Raw genomic sequence first — 19,724 nt, forward strand, 5'->3', positions numbered from 1 at the left:
TTATCAAGAACCTTTGCGCGGAGCACTGCCCATGAGCCCACCTGACGACCACGACGGATTTAACCGCCGACGTGTACTGCAAGGCCTTACGGCAGGCGCCGTCGGTGCCTGGATCAGCCCGCTAATCGCAGGGAGTAAAACCATGCCCGACGCCCCCGCCGACCTCATCCTGTACAACGGACGCCTGCACACCGTCGATCGCAAGAAACCTCAGGCCAGTGCCGTCGCGATCAAGGACGGACGCTTTGTGGTGGTTGGCAGCGACGCCCAGGCCATGGCCCTGCAAGGCCCCGGCACACAAATTGTCGACCTGCACGGTCGCACGGTGATTCCCGGCCTAAACGACTCGCACCTGCACCTGATCCGTGGTGGCCTCAACTACAACCTTGAACTGCGCTGGGAAGGCGTGCCATCCCTGGTCGACGCGCTGCGCATGCTCAAGGATCAGGCCGACCGCACGCCCACGCCGCAATGGGTGCGGGTGGTCGGTGGCTGGAACGAGTTCCAGTTCGCCGAAAAACGCCTGCCGACGATTGATGAACTGAACAAGGCCGCGCCGGATACCCCGGTGTTCGTCCTGCATCTCTACGACCGTGCCCTGCTCAACCGCGCCGCGTTGAAGGTGGTCGGCTATACCCGCGATACGCCAAATCCGCCGGGTGGCGAAATCCAGCGTGATGCCAATGGTGACCCGACGGGCATGCTGATCGCCCGCCCCAACGCGATGATTCTCTACTCGACCCTGGCCAAGGGACCGAAACTGCCGCTGGAATACCAGGTCAATTCGACCCGTCAGTTCATGCGTGAACTCAACCGCCTGGGTGTCACCAGCGCCATCGATGCCGGCGGCGGTTATCAGAATTATCCGGACGACTATCAAGTCATCCAGCAACTGGCCAAAGACCAGCAACTCACAGTGCGGATCGCCTACAACCTGTTCACCCAGAAGCCGAAAGAAGAACTGACCGATTTCAAGAACTGGACCAGCACCTCCCACTACGGTCAGGGCGATGATTTTCTACGGCACAACGGTGCCGGGGAAATGCTGGTGTTCTCGGCGGCCGACTTCGAGGACTTTCTCGAACCCCGCCCCGACCTGCCGCAAACCATGGAACAGGAACTGGAACCGGTGGTCCGCCATCTGGTGGAGCAGCGCTGGCCGTTCCGTTTGCACGCCACGTACAACGAGTCCATCAGCCGCATGCTCGACGTGTTCGAGAAGGTTAATCGCGACATTCCGTTCGACGGTTTGCCGTGGTTCTTCGACCACGCCGAAACCATCACCCCGCAGAACATCGAACGGGTCAAAGCCCTGGGTGGCGGCATCGCGATCCAGGATCGCATGGCCTTCCAGGGCGAATACTTCGTCGACCGTTACGGCGCCAAGGCTGCCGAAGCCACCCCGCCCATCGCTCGTATGCTCGCCGAAGGCATTCCGGTCGGCGCTGGCACCGATGCCACACGCGTTTCCAGCTACAACCCCTGGACTTCGCTGTACTGGCTGATCAGCGGTCGCACCGTCGGTGGTCTGGCGCTGTACCCGCAAGGCTTGAGCCGCGATACCGCGCTGGAACTCTTCACCCACGGCAGCGCCTGGTTTTCCTCCGAGCAGGGTAAAAAAGGCCAGATCAAGGTCGGGCAACTCGCGGACCTGATTGCGCTGTCGGCGGACTATTTCCACATCGAGGATGAAGCGGTCAAATGGATCGAATCGGTCCTGACCATCGTTGACGGCAAGATTGTCTACGGCAGCGTCGAGTTTGAAAAACTCGGGCCGCCTCCCATCCCGGTGGTACCGGAGTGGTCGCCCGTTGCCAAAGTGCCGGGCCATTGGAAACCCCTGGCGCCGCTGACGGCGCAGGTTCATCAATGTGTCGGGGCTTGCGCGGTGCATGCCCATCGCCATGAACGGGCGCGGCTGTCGTCGGCGCCCGTCAGCGATTTCGCCGGTTTCTGGGGCGCGTTTGGTTGTTCGTGTTTTGCGTTTTGAACGAATAGCCAAGTGAAAGGGGAAACTGTGGCGAGGGAGCTTGCTCCCGTTCGGATGCGCAGCAGCCGTAAACCATCCGACCGGGAGCGTATCTGGAGAATCGTGGCAACAGGTTTTGGGGCCGCTTCGCGCCCCAGCGGGAGCAAGCTCCCTCGCCACAGCTGAGCGGTGCTCTTACAATGGCGCACCTCCCCCTCCGGCCGCCCCATGGATATCGATCTCGCCCGCACCTTTCTGGAAATCGTCCGCCACGGCAGCCTTGCCGCAGCCGCCGAAAAACTCCACGTCACCCAGACCGCGATCACCGCGCGCGTGCAAAAACTCGAAAGCCAACTTGGGAGCACCCTGTTCGTGCGCAACCGAGCCGGTGCGCGCCTGACGCCGAACGGTGAAGCCTTCGTGGTCTACGCCAATCAACTGGTCGAAACCTGGGAAGCGGCGCGCCGGGACTTGCCGTTACCCGAAGGTTATCGCGACGTGTTGCACATCGGTGGCGAGGTCAGCCTGTGCAATCCGCTGATGCTCAGTTGGGCCGGAGCGCTGCGCGAGAAGATCCCCAGCCATGCCCTGCGCATGGAAATTCGTGACGGTGAAAATCTGCTGCGACAGCTGGAACTGGGGGTTCTGGATGCGGCGCTGGTTTACCAGCCCGAGTATTGGCCACGCTTGCAAGTCGAACAGGTACTGGAAGAAAAACTGGTCCTCATCCGCCTGGCCGCAAGACCTGATCCCTACGTGTACATCGACTGGGGCCCGGACTTCCGCCGTCAACACGATGCGGCCCTGCCGGAAAAAGCCAAGGCCGCGTTGAGCTTCAACCTTGGCCCACTGGGCTTGCAGTACATCCTGGAAAACGGCGGCAGCGGCTACTTCCGCACCCGGGTGGTCCAGAGTTATCTGCAAAGCGGTGTGCTGGAGCAAGTGCCCAAAGCCCCCGAATTCAGCTACCCGACCTATCTGGTTTACTCCCGCGACCGCGACTCGGCGACCCTGCAACAAGCCTTCGACCTGCTTCGCGAAGTGATCAAATCCGACGATGACTGGTCGCAACGCTGGAACCCGCTGACCTGAATCCGGTTTGCACCGAAGCATGGCGGTTAAGTCCTCAAGGTTGCGCCAGCCAAAACGCCGGGATCGGCTACTCTGCTGGAGATAACAATAACGACAGGTGATTGCAGTGAGGCAGACCACCGAAGCATTCCGCGCCCGCTACCGCGCTGCAATTCATCCACTCTACAACCCATGGCTGCACGGCACTTTTGTGCTGCTGTTCGGCTTGCTGGCCATCGGCGGATTCTGGAGCACGGTGCACCAGGTTCAGCCACTGCAATGGCTGGCTGTGCCGTTGACGTTGTTGTTTTTCAACTTCGGGGTGTACATGGTCCATCGGCACTTGGGGCATCACAAAAAGAACTTCGCGCGAATGTTCTACGCCCGCCATGCCGGCGACCATCACAGCTTTTTCGCCCCTGGCCATATGACCTACGAAACGGCGCGAGACTGGCGGGTGGTTCTGTTTCCAGCCTGGCTGATCGTGTTGCACACGCTCGTCATCGCCCTGCCCGTCTGGTGGCTGTTCAAGCAGTTCGATGCCAACGTCGCCGGGTTGATCGGCGGCTGCCTGGTCCTCGGCTACCTGGCCTACGAAGTGTTCCATGCCTGCGAGCACCTGCCGCCGGAAAATCTCCTCACACGGTTGCCGTGGATCTGCCAGATGCGCCGCCTGCACGAACTGCATCACCGTCGTGAGCTGATGCAGGAGCGCAATTTCAATATCGTTTTGCCGCTGATGGACTACCTGTTCGGCACCCTCTATTGGGAACCGGAGCCGACTGACCTGCACTCGACGAGAACGCCCATGACCTGCATGCAGCATCACATCGACATTGCTGGAGACCCGATTGACGTGCTCGCCTATGCCTGCACTGTGACCCGCTGGCCGGAGTGGCATCCCTCGTCTCTGAAGGTCAATGGCCAGGGCGGTCCGCTGCATGCCGGAGGGCGATTCGAGGAAGACATCAAGGCCGGCGGGCGTGAGGGACACCTGCACTGGGAGGTTAACGAATACCTGCCAGGACGCCGCTGGAGTGCCTGGGCCCATGACGATCACGGGTTGTCTTTGGTAGTGACTTACGAATGCGAGGCCCGGGGCGATAGCACACGCTTTGTCCGCACCCTGGAGTATCAGTTCAGAAGCCTGGCGATGCGCATTGCCAATCGACTGCTGCTCAAGCGCCGCATCGATCGTGAATCGGCAGCGTCGATGCTGACATTGCGCGAGATGGCGCAAAAACAGCTAGCCCCGGCAGGAGTCAGCGCGTGAGTCGAACCGCCAGGTTTCGCCATGTGGTATTGCTGCTGATCATTGCCATCGGCGCCTTTTTGCTACTGATGCCGACCAAGGTACAACCGGTGGCCTGGACACCGTCACCGGCGCCCTCCCTCACCAGCGGCATCTATGCCGACAATCAGCGCCTCAAAGGTGTGGAGCGCGTTGGCGCCGCTGATATCGACGGCCCGGAAGCGTTGCTGCTGGAGGAAGACGCGCTCATCACGGGTTTGCATGACGGCCGATTGATCCATACCAGCCTCGACGGCAAGGTCACCAAGGTCCTGGCCGATACGGGCGGCAGACCCTTGGGGCTGGCCCGTCATCCCAACGGGATGCTGGTGATTGCCGACGGAGTCAAGGGCTTGCTGTCTCTGGATGTCCAGGGCCGCTTGATTCCATTGACCACCACGGCCAACGGCGTGCCCTTCGGTTTCACCGACGACGTGGTAATCGACAAGTCCGGGCACTACGCCTATTTCAGCGATGCCTCCAGCCGCTTTGGCTACGGCAGTGACGGCGACGCGATCATCGAGCACGGCGGCGATGGCCGCTTGCTGCGTTATGACTTCCAGACCGGCAAGACCGCGGTCCTGCTGGATAAGCTGGAATTCGCCAACGGTGTGACGTTGGGACCGGACGATGCCTTCGTGTTGGTCAACGAAACGGGCGCCTATCGCATCAGTCGCTACTGGTTGAGCGGGCCAAAAGCCGGCACCCGGGACCTGTTCATCGACAACCTGCCAGGGTTGCCGGACAACCTCGCGTTCAATGGTCGAGACCGCTTCTGGGTGGCGCTCTATGCGCCGCGCAATGCCTTGCTCGATGCCACTGCGCCGCATCCATTCGTGCGCAAGATGATTGTGCGGGCCATGACTTTCCTGCCTAAGCCGGTGGAGAAACGCGCCTTCGCCCTGGGCCTGGATCTGGACGGCAAAGTGATCGCCAACTTGCAGGACGGTAGCCGCGACAACTATTCGCCGATCACCACCGTTCGCGAGTATGGAGACTGGTTGTATTTCGGGTCGTTGAAGGCCAGACACATGGCGCGATTGCCACTCAGTACGGCGTTACAAAAGTAAGCTCAATAATGTAGCAGCTGGCGAATCCTGGATTCATGGGGCACCTCGCATGGAGCCGTAGATTCGGACCCTGAACATTCGAGGTGCCGGTATTTATCGCCGTTCCAATTTTTCATTCACCGATCGTCGGTGACCAGACAGGGCGCGTCAGGACGGCGTCTGGAGCCGATCAACGATCTTTTGCTTAACCTGCACGCGCTTCTCCTTGAGTTTCTTCAATGCGTCATCGCTGGGCGCATCCGATTTGGCGGTTTCGGCCTTTACGACCTCAGCATCCGCCTGTGAATACTTGTTGATCAGTGAATCCAGTAATGGATCCTTGGTGCGTTTTTGCTGGATATCTTCCTTTGAAAGATTGAGATCCTGATAAAGGTCGTGTGGCACCGGCATGGAACACCTCCGTTTGTTGATCGGAGGCAAACGCGATCAATGGCGTTCACCAACTATCAGAATGGCCTCGGTTAGCCCCTCCTGTCGACCGCCTATCAGACCAGCGGTGCCCGTTCGTCGCCCTGCCGTAAACGCAATAAAACCTTTGCCCGCTCGTCGGCATCCACAAGTTAACGATCAATCGATCGCCCATGAAAACCTGTGTGGAGAATAACCAATGGACGGATTTACCCTGCGCTACCTCACGTTGGCCGTTGCCTTGAGCACCAGCATGGGCACGGCTTTCGCTGCCACTTCCAATGACTTCGTCGACAAGGCGGCCGCGGGTGGTATCGCGGAAGTCGAAACGAGCCGATTGGCCCTGGAAAAAAGCTCATCGGCGGACATCAAGGCATTCGCCAACATGATGATCACCGACCATTCCAAGGCCAACGATGAACTGGCGGCGCTGGCGAAAAAGCACGACATCGAGGTACCGGACAGCACGACGATAGTCAAACAGGCGAAAGAGAAAATCCTCGACTTGCGCGATGAATCTTTCGACGCGGCCTACGCCAACAATCAGGTGAAAGCCCATGAAGACACCATTGAGCTGTTCAAGAAAGAAGCCAACACCGTAACGGACGACAAAACCAAAGGCGCCACTGATCTGAAAGGGTTCGCGCAGAAAATGCTGCCGGCGCTGGAGAAACATCTGCAAATGGCGAAAAAGCTCCAGGCTGCTCATCCAGACAAATAACCCTCCCACGAAAAGGCCGCATCGTTTGATGCGGCCTTTTCAGTTCCTGACTAACCACCATCAGTATCGATATCGGCATCGGTGTCATCCCCGGGTTTGGGCCGGTCGGGATTCGGCTTGAAACCCGGGCTGAACTCGTTGTCGTTATCGGTGTGGCGTTGCTTCTGGTCGACCGCTTTGTCTGCGCTTTCCGGTTCGGGGGTTTTTGCGTTTTCCTCAAGATCACTGTCATCGTTCATAAGTACCTCGTTCATCACTGCACATGCGCGGCTGAAACAGTCGGGCCTTGAAGATTCGAAGCCGCTGCGCAAACAACGTTCCATCGAATGAATCGCCTATGCTCGAGTGAACGGCTGGACAAAATCCGGCGCAAGCGGGACGGTATGTGAACCGATCGTCCCGCGCGGGAACGATCAAAGGATTCTGGCCAAAAAGGGCGCCGTCCGGCTCTTTTTACTCTTGGTGATCTTCTGGGGTGTGCCTGCCACAACAATCTTTCCGCCCTGATCCCCCGCACCGGGGCCGATGTCGATCACCCAGTCACTCTGCGCCACCACGCGCATTTCATGTTCGACGACGATCACCGTATGCCCCGCCGTCACCAGCGTATTCAACTGTTCGAGCAAGCGATCGACATCCCGTGGGTGCAAACCGGTGGTGGGCTCGTCGAGCACATACAAGGTTGCCCCGCGCTGGTTGCGTTGCAGTTCGGTGGCCAGTTTGATCCGCTGGGCTTCACCGCCCGACAACTCGGTCGCCGGCTGACCGAGGCGCAGGTAACCCAGGCCGATATCGCGCAGCACCTCCAGCGACCGGCGAATACCCGGTTGCTCGGCAAACACCGTGACCGCCTCGTCCACCGTCAGTTGCAACACCTGGGCGATGTTCAACCCTTGCCAGATGATTGCCAGCGTCTCGGGGTTGTAGCGCGCGCCGTGGCAGGTCGAACACGGGGCATAGACGCTGGGCATGAACAGCAACTCGACGCTGACAAAGCCTTCACCTTCGCACGTGGGGCATCGCCCCTTGGCGACGTTAAAGGAAAACTGGCCCGCGTCGTAACCCTCGGCCTGGGCTTGAGGCGTGGCGGCGTACAGTTTGCGCACGTTGTCGAAGAGCCCGGTGTAGGTCGCCAGGTTCGAGCGCGGTGTGCGGCCGATGGGTTTCTGATCGACTTGCACCAGGCGCTTGATCGATTCCAGCCCCGCCGTGACCTGTCCGCCGCTGACTTGCGGTGCGTCGTCCTCAAGGCTCAACTCTTGCGGCTCGCTGTCACTTGCCGCACGCCCAAGATGCGCGCCCACCAGTTCCAGCAACGCCTGACTGACCAGGCTCGATTTGCCGGAACCGGAGACACCGGTCACCGAGGTGAAACAGCCCAGTGGAAACTCGGCGCTGAGGTTGTTCAGGTTGTTGCGGGTGATGCCTTCGAGTCGCAACCAATCGGTCGCCTTTCGGCTGACACGTGATTGGGTGACTTGCTCGGCGAACAGGTAGGCGCGGGTCTGGGAGTTCGTTATCCCTGCCAACCCTGGCGGTGGCCCGCTGTACAGGACTTGGCCGCCATGCTCGCCGGCCGCCGGGCCGACATCGATCAACCAATCGGCGCGGCGCATGGTTTCCAGATCATGCTCGACCACAAACAAAGTGTTGCCGGCGGCTTTCAAGCGTTGCAAGGCTTCGAACAAGGCTTCGCCATCCGCCGGGTGCAATCCGGCTGACGGTTCATCCAGCACGTAGATCACGCCGAATAACTGCGAACCCAATTGAGTCGCCAGGCGCAGGCGCTGCAATTCACCGGACGACAGCGTCGGCGTGCTGCGGTCCAGCGCCAGGTAACCAAGCCCCAGATCGGTCAACGTGCTGACCCGTTCCAGCAAGTCCTGAGCGATCCGCTGCGCGGCCAGGCGTTTCTCCACCGACAAGTTCGGTGTGTGGCGTACATCCGGCGCATTGGCGTGACCACTGGCGCCGTGGGCCACTCGTTGCTCGCGGGCTTCGCGGGTCTGGTCGTGCGTCAGCACTTCGCCCACTGCCTCGGCCTGTTCGAGGTAGCTGTGAGCGGCGACTGGTTTCAAGACTTCGGCCACTTGCAGCAATGGCATCTGCGACAGTTCGCCGATGTCGTAACCGGCAAAGGTCACCGACAGCGCCTCGCGCTTGAGCCGTTTGCCATCGCACAACGGGCACGGGCTGCCGAGCATGAATTGCGCGACGCGCTTCTTCATCAACGCGCTTTGGGAATGGCTGAAGGTGTGCAGGATGTAGCGCCGGGCGCCGGTGAACGTGCCCTGGTAACTCGGTTCCATGTTGCGTTTGAGCGCGACTCTGGTTTCTTCGGGGGTGAGCCCGGCATACACCGGCACCGTGGGGGTTTCTTCAGTGAAGAGAATCCAGTCGCGCAGTTTTTTCGGCAGATCGCGCCAGGGTTTATCAACGTCGTAACCCATCGTCACCAGGATGTCGCGCAGGTTCTGTCCCTGCCAGGCCGTGGGCCAGGAGGCCACCGCGCGCTGGCGAATGGTCAGGCTCGGGTCCGGCACCATCAACGCTTCGGTGACTTCATACACCCGCCCCAACCCATGACATTCGGGGCACGCGCCCTGTGGCGTGTTGGGCGAAAAATCTTCCGCATACAGCATCGGTTGCCCCGGCGGGTAACTGCCGGCCCGGGAGTACAGCATGCGGATCAGGCTCGATAACGTCGTCACGCTGCCCACCGAAGAGCGCGTGCTCGGCGTACCCCGTTGTTGCTGCAGCGCCACCGCCGGCGGCAAGCCTTCAATGGAGTCGACGTCCGGCACGCCGACCTGATCGATCAGGCGCCGCGCATAAGGCGCCACGGATTCGAAATAGCGACGTTGCGCTTCGGCGTAGAGGGTCGAGAACGCCAACGACGATTTCCCCGAACCGGACACGCCAGTGAACACCACCAGGGCATCCCGGGGAATGTCGACATCGACGTTTTTCAGATTGTGTTCCCGGGCGCCACGCACCCTGACCATGCCGGAGGGGGGATTGGAAGTGCGCTTGGATGTCATGAGCGGCCTTGATTGGAAGGTTCAAAAAAATGCGGTTCACCTGTACCTGATCATTCCCACGCTCCGCGTGGGAATGCAGCCCGGGACGCTCCGCGTCCCTTTCGAGAGCTGGAACGCGGAGCGTCCCTAGAGGCATTCCCACGCGGAGCGTGGGAACGATCAATCGAGTTAGCCATTGAGGACGGTGCGCACCATTCGGGTCAGCGCCTGGGGACCATAGGGTTTGCTCAGCAAATGCGTATCAGGACTGAGCTGGTGATTGCGCGAAATAATGTCACGGGTGTGACCCGAGGTGAACAGCACGGCCACCGGCGGCGTCTGCACTTTGGCCCAGGCGGCCAGGTCCGCGCTTTTGATCAGGCCGGGCATGACCACGTCAGTGAAAATCAGGTCCACCACCGCGCCCTCCAGCAACATCTGCATCGCCACGTCGCCATTGGCCGCCGTCAGTACTCGATAACCTTCTTCACTCAGCAACTCCACCGCTGAGCTGCGCACCGCCTCGTTGTCCTCGACCACCAGAATGGTTTCGTGTCCGCCTCGCTGTCGTGGGTCATGCCGTACCGTTTCGTTGAGCATCGGGCGCAAGCTGCGAGGGAAATACAGCTGCACCCGCGTGCCGTGCCCGATCACGCTGGAAATCTCGATATGCCCGCCACTCTGCTTGACGAAACCGAACACCATGCTCAGGCCCAGCCCCGTGCCCTGGCCATCGGCCTTGGTGGTAAAAAACGGCTCGAAAGCCTGTGCGAGTACTTGCGGGGACATGCCGATACCTTTGTCAGCCACCGCCACGCAGACATAGTCGCCGGCGACGATGCCCTTGCCTGCACAAAACTTGCGATCAAGGACAATGTTCTCGGCGCTCAGGTCAATGGTCCCCTCGCCCTTCATGGCGTCGCGGGCATTGATCGCCAGATTGAGGATGGCGTTTTCCAGTTGATTGCGGTCCACGTAGATGTGCCAAAGGGCTTCGGCCGCGCTGACGTTGATCTGGATGGTTTCCCCCAGCGCCCGCTGCAACAATTCCCCGAGCCCATCGAAGACCTGGCGCAGATCACAGACCGCTGGTGACAAGGGCTGACGACGGGCGAATGCGAGCAATTGCGAAGACAGTTTGGCGCCACGTTCGACCGCGGCAATCGAAGCGCTGACCCGGCGCTGCACATTGGCATTGTCCGGTTCATGCCGCGCCAGCAAGTGCAGATTGCCGGCGATCACCTGCAACAGGTTGTTGAAGTCATGGGCCACGCCGCCGGTGAGGCCGCCGATGGCTTCGAGCTTCTGCGATTGACGCAGTTGTTCTTCAGCGGCCAGTCGCGCTTCGACTTCGTCGGCAACGCGTTGCTCCAGATTACGGGTGAACTTGAGCAGGGATTCTTCGGCGATCTTGCGTTCGTGGATATCGATCAACACCCCGGGAAAACGGAACGGTTCGCCCTGCTCGTTGAACTCGCAGCCTCCGCTCGCCAGTACCCACAGGTAACTGCCATCAGGGCGCAGGACCCGACACTCGGCATTGAAGGGGTCGCCGGTTTTCATTGCCTGATTGATCTGCTCCTGCATCCAGATGCGGTCATCGGGATGAATCCGTGCCTGCGCGATGTCCATTGGCAGGTCGGCCAGGTTCTGGTCGGGCGGGTAGGAAAAAGTACGGGCGAAACGCTCATCGCCGGAGAGCACATTGTCCTTGATGTCCCAAACGAACGAGCCGAGCAGAGCCCCGGCATTGAGCGCCAGGCGCACCCGCTCGTTGTCGGCGTGATAGGCGTCCTCGGCGGCCTGACGACGGCGCTCGGAAATCACATGTTCAGTGGTCTCGACCACCATCGCCATGACCCCGGCCGGTTTCCCGTCGTCATCCGCCACCGGGCTGTAATAGAGATCCAGCCAGACGTCTTCGGGTATGCCGTCCCTCAAAAGCACAAGCTCTTTGTTGCGATAGGACAGCGTGCCGCCGGCCAGGCAAGTGTCGACCACATGCCGATTGAATTCGGCGACTTCCGGCCAGCCCAGTTCCACCGGGGAACCCAACAGGTAAGGATGGCGGCCACCGGCAAATTTCGAGTACGCATCGTTATAGATCATGTAACCCGGCCGGCCCCACAACATCACCATCGGCAGTGGCGACGCGAGCATCAACTGCACCGCGCTGCACAAGCTTCTGGGCCAGGCGTGCATGGGCCCGAGCTCAGTCACGCTCCAGTCGAACGCGCGGATGCGCTCGGCCATTTCACCGTTCCAGCCTGCACACCCATGGCTATCGTCTAGAAACTGCATCGACTGACTCTGTATCCCTGTAGATGACCGGCTTAAGGGATCGCAACGGCATGAGGACGGTGCGTGCCCGTTTGTTTCGAGCATCGTCGTCGCCAATGGTTTCATAGAGGTTAGCTGATTCTGGACTTGCAGATTTTTGTGGGTTTTCCCTGAGGACTTTGTAGCAGCTGTCGAGCCTGCGAGGCTGCGTTCGGCTGCGAAGCAGTCGTGAAAACAAACACCTCGGTGTGTCAGGACAATCTTGGATGCAGGGTTTACGACTGCTGCGCAGCCGAACGCAGCCTCGCAGGCTCGACAGCTGCTACACGGTTTCAGCGTGGTTAGACCTCGATCAGGTGCTTGAGCGGGTGGTAGTCGGTTTTCAACGTGGCGGCGACGTCGAGAATGGCCTTCTCGATGCCATTCAAATGCATGCAGGTCAGTTCGATCGCCGCGCTCTGGTTACCGGCTTCGATGTACTCGATCAGCCGCAGGTGTTCGTCGTCGCGGCACGCTTCGTGACTGTCGTCATCCAGTGCCGCGGCGTACAGCGAGGCGCGGGAAATCAGCTTGCGGAACCAGTCCAGCAACACCGGGTTGTTCAGGCTTTGCGCGAGTTTGATGTGGAACTCACCCAGCAAATGAATCAACCGTTCATGGTCGCCACTGCGGTGTGCTTCATCCTCCAGCAACAGGTGATCACGCAGGTCCTGGGTCACGGCAGTATCACGACGGCGGCAGAGCTCGGTGACGATGCCGATCTCGACCAGGCGCCTCGTTTCAAACAGCGAGCGAATTTCCTCATCACTGGGCAACGACACCGACGCCCCTTTGTTGGGCTCGGTGGTCACCAGGCCATCGGCTTCCAACTGCTTGAGCGCGGCACGAACCGACGTCCGGCTGACATTAAAAAGTTCGGCCAATGACGCTTCGCCCAGCTTCATCCCGGGACGCAATGAACGTTTGCTGATCGCCTCGTAAACCCCTTGGTAGACGCGGTCGACCGTGGTCTCGAGTTTTTTCTCGGTCATCTGAACACTCCTTTAGCGCTAAACAACCGGCCCCAGGCGATGAACAGCCTTTGAAAAAGGGGGTTGCACGAGCAGATTAATCCGGTTATTTGTAGATTGCATCCAGATATTGCATACAATAATTAGAGGAATGCACCAATATGGGTCATCCAACTGCGATTGAAGTGCGTAACGTCTCCAAGCGGTATTCCGACGATCCGGGGCTGGCTCCAGCCCTCGACAACGTTTCAGTCGACATTGCCGACAATGAATTCTTCACCTTGCTCGGCCCTTCCGGCTGCGGCAAGACCACCCTGCTGCGCACCATCGCCGGCTTCGAACAGGTCAGCGAAGGCGAGATTCGTCTGGCGGGCGAACCGGTCAATGATTTGCCACCGTTCAAGCGCCGGGTCAACACCGTATTCCAGAGCTACGCGCTGTTTCCGCACATGAGCGTCGCGCAGAATATCGCCTTCGGCCTTGAGATGCAGGGTCTTGATCGCAAGCTCATCCCGCAACGGGTCGATGAGATGCTCGCGCTGGTACAAATGCAACACCTGGCCCAGCGCAAACCGGCCGAATTGTCCGGCGGCCAGCAACAGCGCGTGGCGCTGGCCCGGGCTCTGGCGCCGAAACCCAAAGTGCTGTTGCTCGACGAACCGCTGTCGGCGCTGGACCTGAAGCTGCGCAAGGAAATGCAGGTCGAACTCAAGCGCGTGCAGAAGGAAGCCGGAATCACCTTCATTTTCGTCACCCACGATCAGGAAGAAGCCCTGACCCTGTCCGATCGAATCGCCGTGATGTCCGCCGGCAAGATCCTGCAAATCGGCACGCCGAACGATATCTACGAAAGACCCAAGCATCAGTTTGTCGCCCAGTTTATCGGCGACATCAACTTCCTCCCGGGCCACATCAAGCGCGGCCAGCAAAACGAAAAACTGTTCGTCCCGAACGGCATGCCGGTGGAAATCCCCTGCCCGGCCCAAGGCTTCGACGGCGCCAGCGTGCAATTGGCCTTCCGCCCGGAACGTTCGCAACTGGTCGACCTGGCGCAACCGCATCACCTGCGCGGCGTGATCGAAGCGGTGTTGTATGTCGGCACTGCCACGCTCTATCAGTGCCGGTTGAACAACGACATCAAGGTCATGCTGCGCGAGAACAACGAAGGCCTGAACCGTGGCCGGGTGGTCGGTGATCGCGTCGCGGTCAACCTGCCGCCCCATGCCTGCCTGTTGATGGAGGCCTGAGATGAGCGTCAGCAGCACTTCTCCCGCCCTCAGCCGTGCGCTGTTGCTCAGCCCGGTGGTTCTGACTTTGCTGGCGTTGATCGCCATTCCGCTCGGCATCATGGGCTACATCAGCTTGCTGCCGCGCAATGTGTACGGCGGCGTCGACTGGCAGGCCGACTGGCAATTGCAAAGCTACGTGCAGCTGTTTTTCCAGGAAGGTTTCGACGGTGAACTGGAGCTGAACTGGGTCTACGCCCAGGCGCTGTTGCGCTCGGTGTTCCAGGCCGGCGGCACCACGTTGCTGTGTTTCCTGTTCGGCTTCCCGGTGGCCTTGTGGATGTCGAGCCTGACACCGCAGCGGCGCAACCTCATGGTGTTGCTGATCACCATTCCGTTCTGGACCAACCTGCTGATCCGCAACTACGCCTGGCTGATCATCCTGCGTGAGCACGGCTGGGTCGCCCAGAGCCTCAACGCGCTGTTCCCCCAGGCGGGTGGCATCACCCTGCTCTACAACGACTTCGCCGTCAGCGTCGGGCTGGTCTACAGCTTCCTGCCGTTCATGATTTTGCCGATCTACTCGACCCTGGAAAAACTCGACTGGCGTCTGGTGGAAGCCGCGTACGACCTCGGCGCCAATCGCTGGCACGCGCTGAAGCGGATCATTCTGCCGCTGTCGATGCCCGGCGTGATTGCCGGCGCGTTGCTGGTGTTTGTGCCGAGTCTCGGTGCGTTCATTACCCCGGCGATTCTCGGCGGCGGCAAGACACTGATGATCGGCAACCTGATCCAGCAACAGTTCGGCACCGCGCGCAACTGGCCGCTGGGCAGTTCGCTGTCATTCCTGTTGCTGGGGATTCTGCTGCTGTCCCTGGTGCTTTACGCCCTCTACAGCCGCAGCGCCGCCAAAACTCTACGTCGGGGAGCCACCGCATGATCGCCCTGCACTTGAAAAAACTGCCCCTGACCCGCGAAGTCAGCCTGTTGATCCTGGCCTATCTGTACGTGCCGATCTTCGTGCTGATCGCCTACAGCTTCAACGCCAACCGTTCGGCCACGGTATGGACCGAGTTCTCGTTCGCCTGGTACGGCAGGATTCTGGCCAACCCGTCGATCCAGACGGCAGCGCTGAACTCGATCATCGTCGCCGGCATCGCTACGGTCTGTGCCACGGCCATTGCGTTGCTCGCGGCGTTGGCGACGTACCGGCCGTTCTATGGACAGAAGATGGTCGAGGGCGGGATCAACCTGCCGCTGATCCTGCCGGAGATCGTCACCGCCGTCGCCACGCTGCTGCTGTTCATGGCGCTGGGGATCAAGCTCGGTTTGCTGACGGTGATCGTCGCGCACATTGGCTTCTGCATTCCTTTCGCCTACCTGCCGATCCGTGCGCGGCTCAATGATCTGGACAAGAGCTTGCTGGAGGCGGCGAACGATTTGTACGCCAACCCGTGGCAGGTGTTTCGTCGAGTGACGCTACCGCTGCTGTGGCCCGCAGTGTTGTCCGGGTCGGTGCTGGCGTTCGTGGTCAGCCTCGACGATTTCATCATGACCTTCTTCGTGGCCGGCCCCGGTTCGACGACGTTGCCGGTGTACATCTTCTCGGCGATCAAGTCCGGCGTGACGCCGGAGATCAACGCGATCTCGACCCTGATGCTGGTGATTTCCATCGTGCTGGTGGTGCTGGCCTTCTGGCTGGGACAGCGCGGCAAAAACCAATGAGCCCTTTCCTTCGCGGTACTTTCGGAGCGTAAAACCATGATGTTGAAAAACACGATCTTCAAAAGCATGCGTTACGGCGTCGCCGGTCTGGCCCTCGGTTGCTTCAGCGTTTTCACCGCGCAGGCCGCCGAACCCAAGGAATTGTTCTTCTATAACTGGACCGACTACTACCCGGTGGAACTGCTGGCCAAGTTCGAAAAGGAAACCGGGATCAAGGTCACCATGGACGGCTACGACAGCAACGAAACCCTGCTGGCCAAGTTGCAGGCCGGTGGCGCGGCGTATGACGTAATCGTGCCGTCGCAGTCGATCATGCGCACGTTGATCAACCAGAACCTGCTGCTGCAAATCGACGCGTCGAACCTGCCCAACTTCCAGTACGTCAAACCGGCGTTCCGCGACCCGAGTTTCGACCCGGGCCGCAAGTTCTCCGCTCCGTACCTGTGGGGCACCACCGGGTTTTCCTATGACAGCGCGCGGGTGCCCGGCGGCAAGCTCGATGACTCTTGGAAAGAGTTCTTCGAACCACGCAAGGAACTCGAAGGCCAACTCGCCGCCCTCGATACGTCCAGCAGTGTGATCAACGCGGCCAGCCATTACCTGAACGTGGACGAATGCAGCGAAAACCCGCAGGACGCCAAGCGCATTCTGGAGCTGCTGCAAAAACAGAAACCGCACTTGAAGATGTACAGCTCGGACAACACCGTCGACCGCATGGCCTCCGGTGAAGTGATCATGATGCAAAACTGGAACGGCTCCACTGCCCGGGCCACATTGCAAAAAAGCACCATCAAGTACGTGTACCCGCGCGAAGGCCTGGCGATGTTCCAGGACAACTTCGCCGTACCGAAAAGCGCCCCGCACCCTGGCAACGCGAAGCTCTTCATCGACTGGATGATGAAACCGGAAAACGCCGCCGCCGTGTCCAACGCCATCGCCTACGCCAACGGTATCCAGAGCGACAAACTGATCGACGCCAAATGGCGGGTGATGGACGCGATCAACATGCCCGACGAGTTCGCCTCGCGCCTGCGCCCGGAAAAAGAGTGCAGCAACAAGGCGCGTGAGCTGCAGGACCGGATCTGGTCGAAGCTCAAGGGTTGATTGGCTGGGTTTGAGACCGAGTCGCGGCCATCGCGAGCAGGCTCGCTCCCACAGGGATTTTGTAAACACCACTAATCCAATGTGGGAGCGAGCCTGCTCGCGATGAGGCCCGCCCAAACACCACAAAATTCGAGGTATGCAATGACCCAACCCCGCTGGCTACGCAACGTGCGCCCCTACGGCTCCTCCGCCGAAGACCTGCTTCTGGAAAACGGCCTGTTCAAGGCTCGACGCCCCGCGTCCAACGCGCCGCCGGCCCCCACCGACATCGACGGCCAAAACCAGCTCCTCACCCCGGCCCTGGTCGAAAGCCACGTCCACCTCGACAAAACCCTCTGGGGTCAACCCTGGCGCCCGAACAGCGCCGGCCCGACGCTCAAGGACTACATCGCCAACGAGCGCCGTGTGCTGCGTGACGTCCAGGCACCGATTGTCCAGCGTGCCGGCGCCCTGCTGGAAAACTGCATCGCCCGTGGCTCGCTGACGATGCGTTGTCACGTCGACATCGACCCGGAATTCGGCCTGCGCCACGTCGAGGCCATGCAACAGCTGCGCGAAGCCTACCGCGACCTGATCGACCTGCAACTGGTGGTGTTCCCGCAAACCGGCCTGATCAGCCGCCCCGGCACCGCCGAACTGATGCGCGAAGCCATGGCCCTGGGCGTGGAAAACGTTGGCGGACTCGACCCCTGCGGCATCGACAATGACCCCATCGCCCAGCTCGACTTCGTGTTTAAGCTGGCCAGCGAATTCGAGCGTGGCGTCGACATTCATCTGCACGACAAGGGCGAACTGGGCCTGTGGCAGATCGCACTGATCGCCGACTACACCGAACGCTTCGGGCGTCAGGGTCGGGTGATGATCAGCCACGCGTACTGCCTTGGGATGTTGCCGTGGAGTCAGGTCAAACCGGTGGCCGAGCGTTTGGCGGCCCTGGGCATTTCCCTGATGAGTTCGGCGCCGGCCGATTGCGCGGTGCCGCCGTTTCTCGCATTGCGCGAGACCGGGGTGAACGTGTGCCTGGGTTCGGACGGCATTCGTGATGCCTGGTCGCCCATGGGCAACGGCGACATGCTCGAACGGGCGATGCTGCTGGCGTTTCGTTTCGATTTGAACAAAGACGATGAACTGATGGCGGCGTTTGAAGCCGCCACAGTGAATGGCGCTCGGGCGTTGGGCTGTGAGGGTTATGGTCTGGAGATCGGTCAGCCGGCGGATTTTTTGCTGATGCCGGTGCAGACGCTGGGTGAAGCGGTGGTGTCGCGGCCGATGCGCCAGGTTTATCGCGGCGGTGAGTTGATCGCCTCGGGTGGCCAACTGCTGGAAAGCCGTCTGTGAAAAGGATTGGATTGAAAGCCAGTTGCGTGGTCGGGTTCGACGGCACCCGGCATGTGCTGTGGCGCGACGGCGAAGTGGTGTTCGAAGGTTCGCGCATTGTGTTTGTCGGGCGTGGCTATCCAGGGCCGGTGGACCAGTGGGTCGATTACGGCAACGCATTGATCGGACCCGGTTTCATCGACCTGGATGCACTCGGCGATCTTGATTCGACGGTGCTGACGCTGGACAACGGCGATGAACGCGACATGGGCCGGATGTGGTCCGAGGATTACCTGGCGAGCGGTCCGCGGGAGAGTTACAGCCCCGATGAAGAAGTCTTCAAATACCGCTACGCCTTCACCCAGCTGATCCGCAACGGCATCACCACCGCCATGCCGATCACTTCGATGTATTACCGCGAATGGGCCGAGACCTACGACGAGTTTTCTGCGGTGGTCGGAGTCGCTGCCGAGTTGGGGCTGCGCACTTACCTTGGTCCCTGCTACATGAGCGGCATGAGTTACTGGCGCGCCGATGGAAGCCTCGGGCATCACTGGGATGAAACGCGGGGCATGGCGGGGCTCGACGCGGCTGCGCGGTTTTTCCGTGATTTCGACGGTGCGCACGAGGGTTTGATTCGTGGCGCGCTGCTGCCGGACCGGATCCAGACCTGCACACCGGCCCTGCTGCAACGCACTGCCGCGCTGAGTCGGGAACTGAACGCGCCGATGCGTTTGCATTGCTGCCAGGGGCTCGGTGAGGTGGCGATGGTCGAACAACTGCGCGGTACTTCGCCGCTGGGTTGGTTGCAGCAATTGAAACTGCTGACCCCGCGCAGCCTGCTGCCCCACGGCATCTACACCTGCGGCGATGACGATCTGCAACGCGTGGTGGATGGCGGCGCGAGTCTGGTGCATTGCCCGGTGGTGTTTGCCCGTGACGGTGAGGCGCTGAACTCCTTCGGTCGCTATCGGGCCAAGGGCATCAACTTCGCCTTGGGCACCGACACCTGGCCAGCGGATGTGCTGGAAAACATGCGCCAGGGTCTGAACATTGCGCGATTGATGGAGGGCGGAAACTCGCTCACCAGCACCCTGGATTTGTACAACGCCGCCACCCTCGGCGGCGCCAAGGCCTTGGGTCGCGATGATCTGGGCCGCCTGGCACCGGGCGCCAAGGCCGACATCACGGTGTTCAGCCTTCGCGGCCTGCATTTGGGGCCGTTGTTCGATCCACTGAAAAACCTGGTGCTGGCCGGGCGCGGTGACGACTGCATCGCCAGCTACATCGACGGCCGCTGTGTGATGCAGGACGGTCAGGTTCAAGGCGTCGACTACCCCGCCCTGCAACGCCAGGCGCAACAACAATTCGAAAAACTGATGCGCAGCCACAGCGACCGGGCCTTCGGCCAACCGGACTGGAAAGGCCTGTTCAAACCGGCCATTCCGTTCGCTGACGACTACAGCGCAGACGCGCCACTGAGCGCGATTGATCCCCTTCTTTAGAGAATTC

General features: G+C 60.5%; 16 protein-coding genes. 11 read left to right on the plus strand and 5 right to left on the minus strand.

The features are described 5' to 3' along the window. The first annotated feature begins 142 nt into the window (after positions 1–142). The 4 genes from BLW70_RS22185 to BLW70_RS22200 all read left to right on the plus strand — a co-directional run bounded on the left by BLW70_RS22185 (position 143) and on the right by BLW70_RS22200 (position 5,401). The gene (locus BLW70_RS22185) at positions 143–1,990 is read left to right on the plus strand and encodes an amidohydrolase (RefSeq protein ID WP_074877603.1); all 1,848 of its coding nucleotides are present in this window, start codon (positions 143–145) and stop codon (positions 1,988–1,990) included. 207 nt (positions 1,991–2,197) lie between these two features. Continuing rightward, positions 2,198–3,061, plus strand: coding sequence for a LysR family transcriptional regulator (locus BLW70_RS22190; protein WP_074877605.1), 864 nt, complete (start codon positions 2,198–2,200; stop codon positions 3,059–3,061). Between the two features lie 106 nt (positions 3,062–3,167). Beyond that, a complete protein-coding gene (locus BLW70_RS22195) occupies positions 3,168–4,313 on the plus strand; it encodes an SRPBCC family protein (protein ID WP_074880751.1) in 1,146 nt (381 codons plus the stop codon). Next, complete coding sequence (locus BLW70_RS22200) at positions 4,310–5,401, plus strand: SMP-30/gluconolactonase/LRE family protein (RefSeq protein WP_074877607.1); 1,092 nt, start codon at positions 4,310–4,312, stop codon at positions 5,399–5,401. The genes BLW70_RS22195 and BLW70_RS22200 overlap by 4 nt, the downstream gene beginning before the upstream one ends. Before the next feature lie 147 nt (positions 5,402–5,548). Here BLW70_RS22200 and BLW70_RS22205 read toward each other — a convergent pair whose 3' ends face one another. Continuing rightward, positions 5,549–5,791 carry a DUF465 domain-containing protein gene (locus tag BLW70_RS22205; RefSeq protein ID WP_074877609.1) on the minus strand — a complete coding sequence of 81 codons (243 nt, stop codon included), beginning with the start codon at positions 5,789–5,791 and terminating at the stop codon, positions 5,549–5,551. A gap of 217 nt (positions 5,792–6,008) precedes the next feature. On the opposite strand from BLW70_RS22205, the gene BLW70_RS22210 reads away from it, so the two are divergent. After that, entirely contained in the window at positions 6,009–6,530 is a 522-nt protein-coding gene (locus tag BLW70_RS22210) for a DUF4142 domain-containing protein (protein WP_074877611.1), read from the plus strand. A gap of 50 nt (positions 6,531–6,580) precedes the next feature. Here BLW70_RS22210 and BLW70_RS22215 read toward each other — a convergent pair whose 3' ends face one another. From BLW70_RS22215 to BLW70_RS22230, 4 genes are all read right to left on the minus strand, one after another. Continuing rightward, positions 6,581–6,769 (minus strand): hypothetical protein, encoded by a 189-nt coding sequence (locus tag BLW70_RS22215; protein WP_074877613.1) that lies wholly within the window; start codon positions 6,767–6,769, stop codon positions 6,581–6,583. Between the two features lie 174 nt (positions 6,770–6,943). After that, positions 6,944–9,571 carry an excinuclease ABC subunit UvrA gene (locus tag BLW70_RS22220; RefSeq protein ID WP_074877615.1) on the minus strand — a complete coding sequence of 876 codons (2,628 nt, stop codon included), beginning with the start codon at positions 9,569–9,571 and terminating at the stop codon, positions 6,944–6,946. 168 nt (positions 9,572–9,739) lie between these two features. Next, positions 9,740–11,851 carry a hybrid sensor histidine kinase/response regulator gene (locus tag BLW70_RS22225; protein ID WP_074877617.1) on the minus strand — a complete coding sequence of 704 codons (2,112 nt, stop codon included), beginning with the start codon at positions 11,849–11,851 and terminating at the stop codon, positions 9,740–9,742. 320 nt (positions 11,852–12,171) lie between these two features. After that, the gene (locus tag BLW70_RS22230) at positions 12,172–12,861 is read right to left on the minus strand and encodes a GntR family transcriptional regulator (protein WP_074877619.1); all 690 of its coding nucleotides are present in this window, start codon (positions 12,859–12,861) and stop codon (positions 12,172–12,174) included. A 140-nt stretch (positions 12,862–13,001) separates the two neighbouring features. Here BLW70_RS22230 and BLW70_RS22235 point away from each other — a divergent pair, with 140 nt between their 5' ends. The 6 genes from BLW70_RS22235 to BLW70_RS22260 all read left to right on the plus strand — a co-directional run bounded on the left by BLW70_RS22235 (position 13,002) and on the right by BLW70_RS22260 (position 19,717). After that, positions 13,002–14,087, plus strand: a complete 1,086-nt coding sequence (locus BLW70_RS22235; RefSeq protein WP_074877621.1) for an ABC transporter ATP-binding protein — start codon at positions 13,002–13,004, stop codon at positions 14,085–14,087. 1 nt (position 14,088) lies between these two features. Next, a complete protein-coding gene (locus tag BLW70_RS22240) occupies positions 14,089–15,006 on the plus strand; it encodes an ABC transporter permease (RefSeq protein WP_074877623.1) in 918 nt (305 codons plus the stop codon). Beyond that, positions 15,003–15,791: an ABC transporter permease gene (locus BLW70_RS22245; RefSeq protein ID WP_046048507.1), complete on the plus strand. Its 789-nt coding sequence runs from the start codon at positions 15,003–15,005 to the stop codon at positions 15,789–15,791. The genes BLW70_RS22240 and BLW70_RS22245 overlap by 4 nt, the downstream gene beginning before the upstream one ends. Before the next feature lie 39 nt (positions 15,792–15,830). Then, positions 15,831–16,895 (plus strand): extracellular solute-binding protein, encoded by a 1,065-nt coding sequence (locus tag BLW70_RS22250; RefSeq protein WP_074880752.1) that lies wholly within the window; start codon positions 15,831–15,833, stop codon positions 16,893–16,895. A gap of 141 nt (positions 16,896–17,036) precedes the next feature. Further along, entirely contained in the window at positions 17,037–18,233 is a 1,197-nt protein-coding gene (locus BLW70_RS22255) for an amidohydrolase family protein (RefSeq protein WP_074877625.1), read from the plus strand. Next, positions 18,230–19,717 carry an amidohydrolase family protein gene (locus BLW70_RS22260; protein ID WP_074877627.1) on the plus strand — a complete coding sequence of 496 codons (1,488 nt, stop codon included), beginning with the start codon at positions 18,230–18,232 and terminating at the stop codon, positions 19,715–19,717. Before BLW70_RS22255 ends, BLW70_RS22260 begins: the two co-directional genes overlap by 4 nt. Positions 19,718–19,724 lie beyond the last annotated feature (7 nt).

It is taken from the genome of Pseudomonas frederiksbergensis (assembly GCF_900105495.1).
GTDB classification, from domain to species: domain Bacteria; phylum Pseudomonadota; class Gammaproteobacteria; order Pseudomonadales; family Pseudomonadaceae; genus Aquipseudomonas; species Aquipseudomonas frederiksbergensis.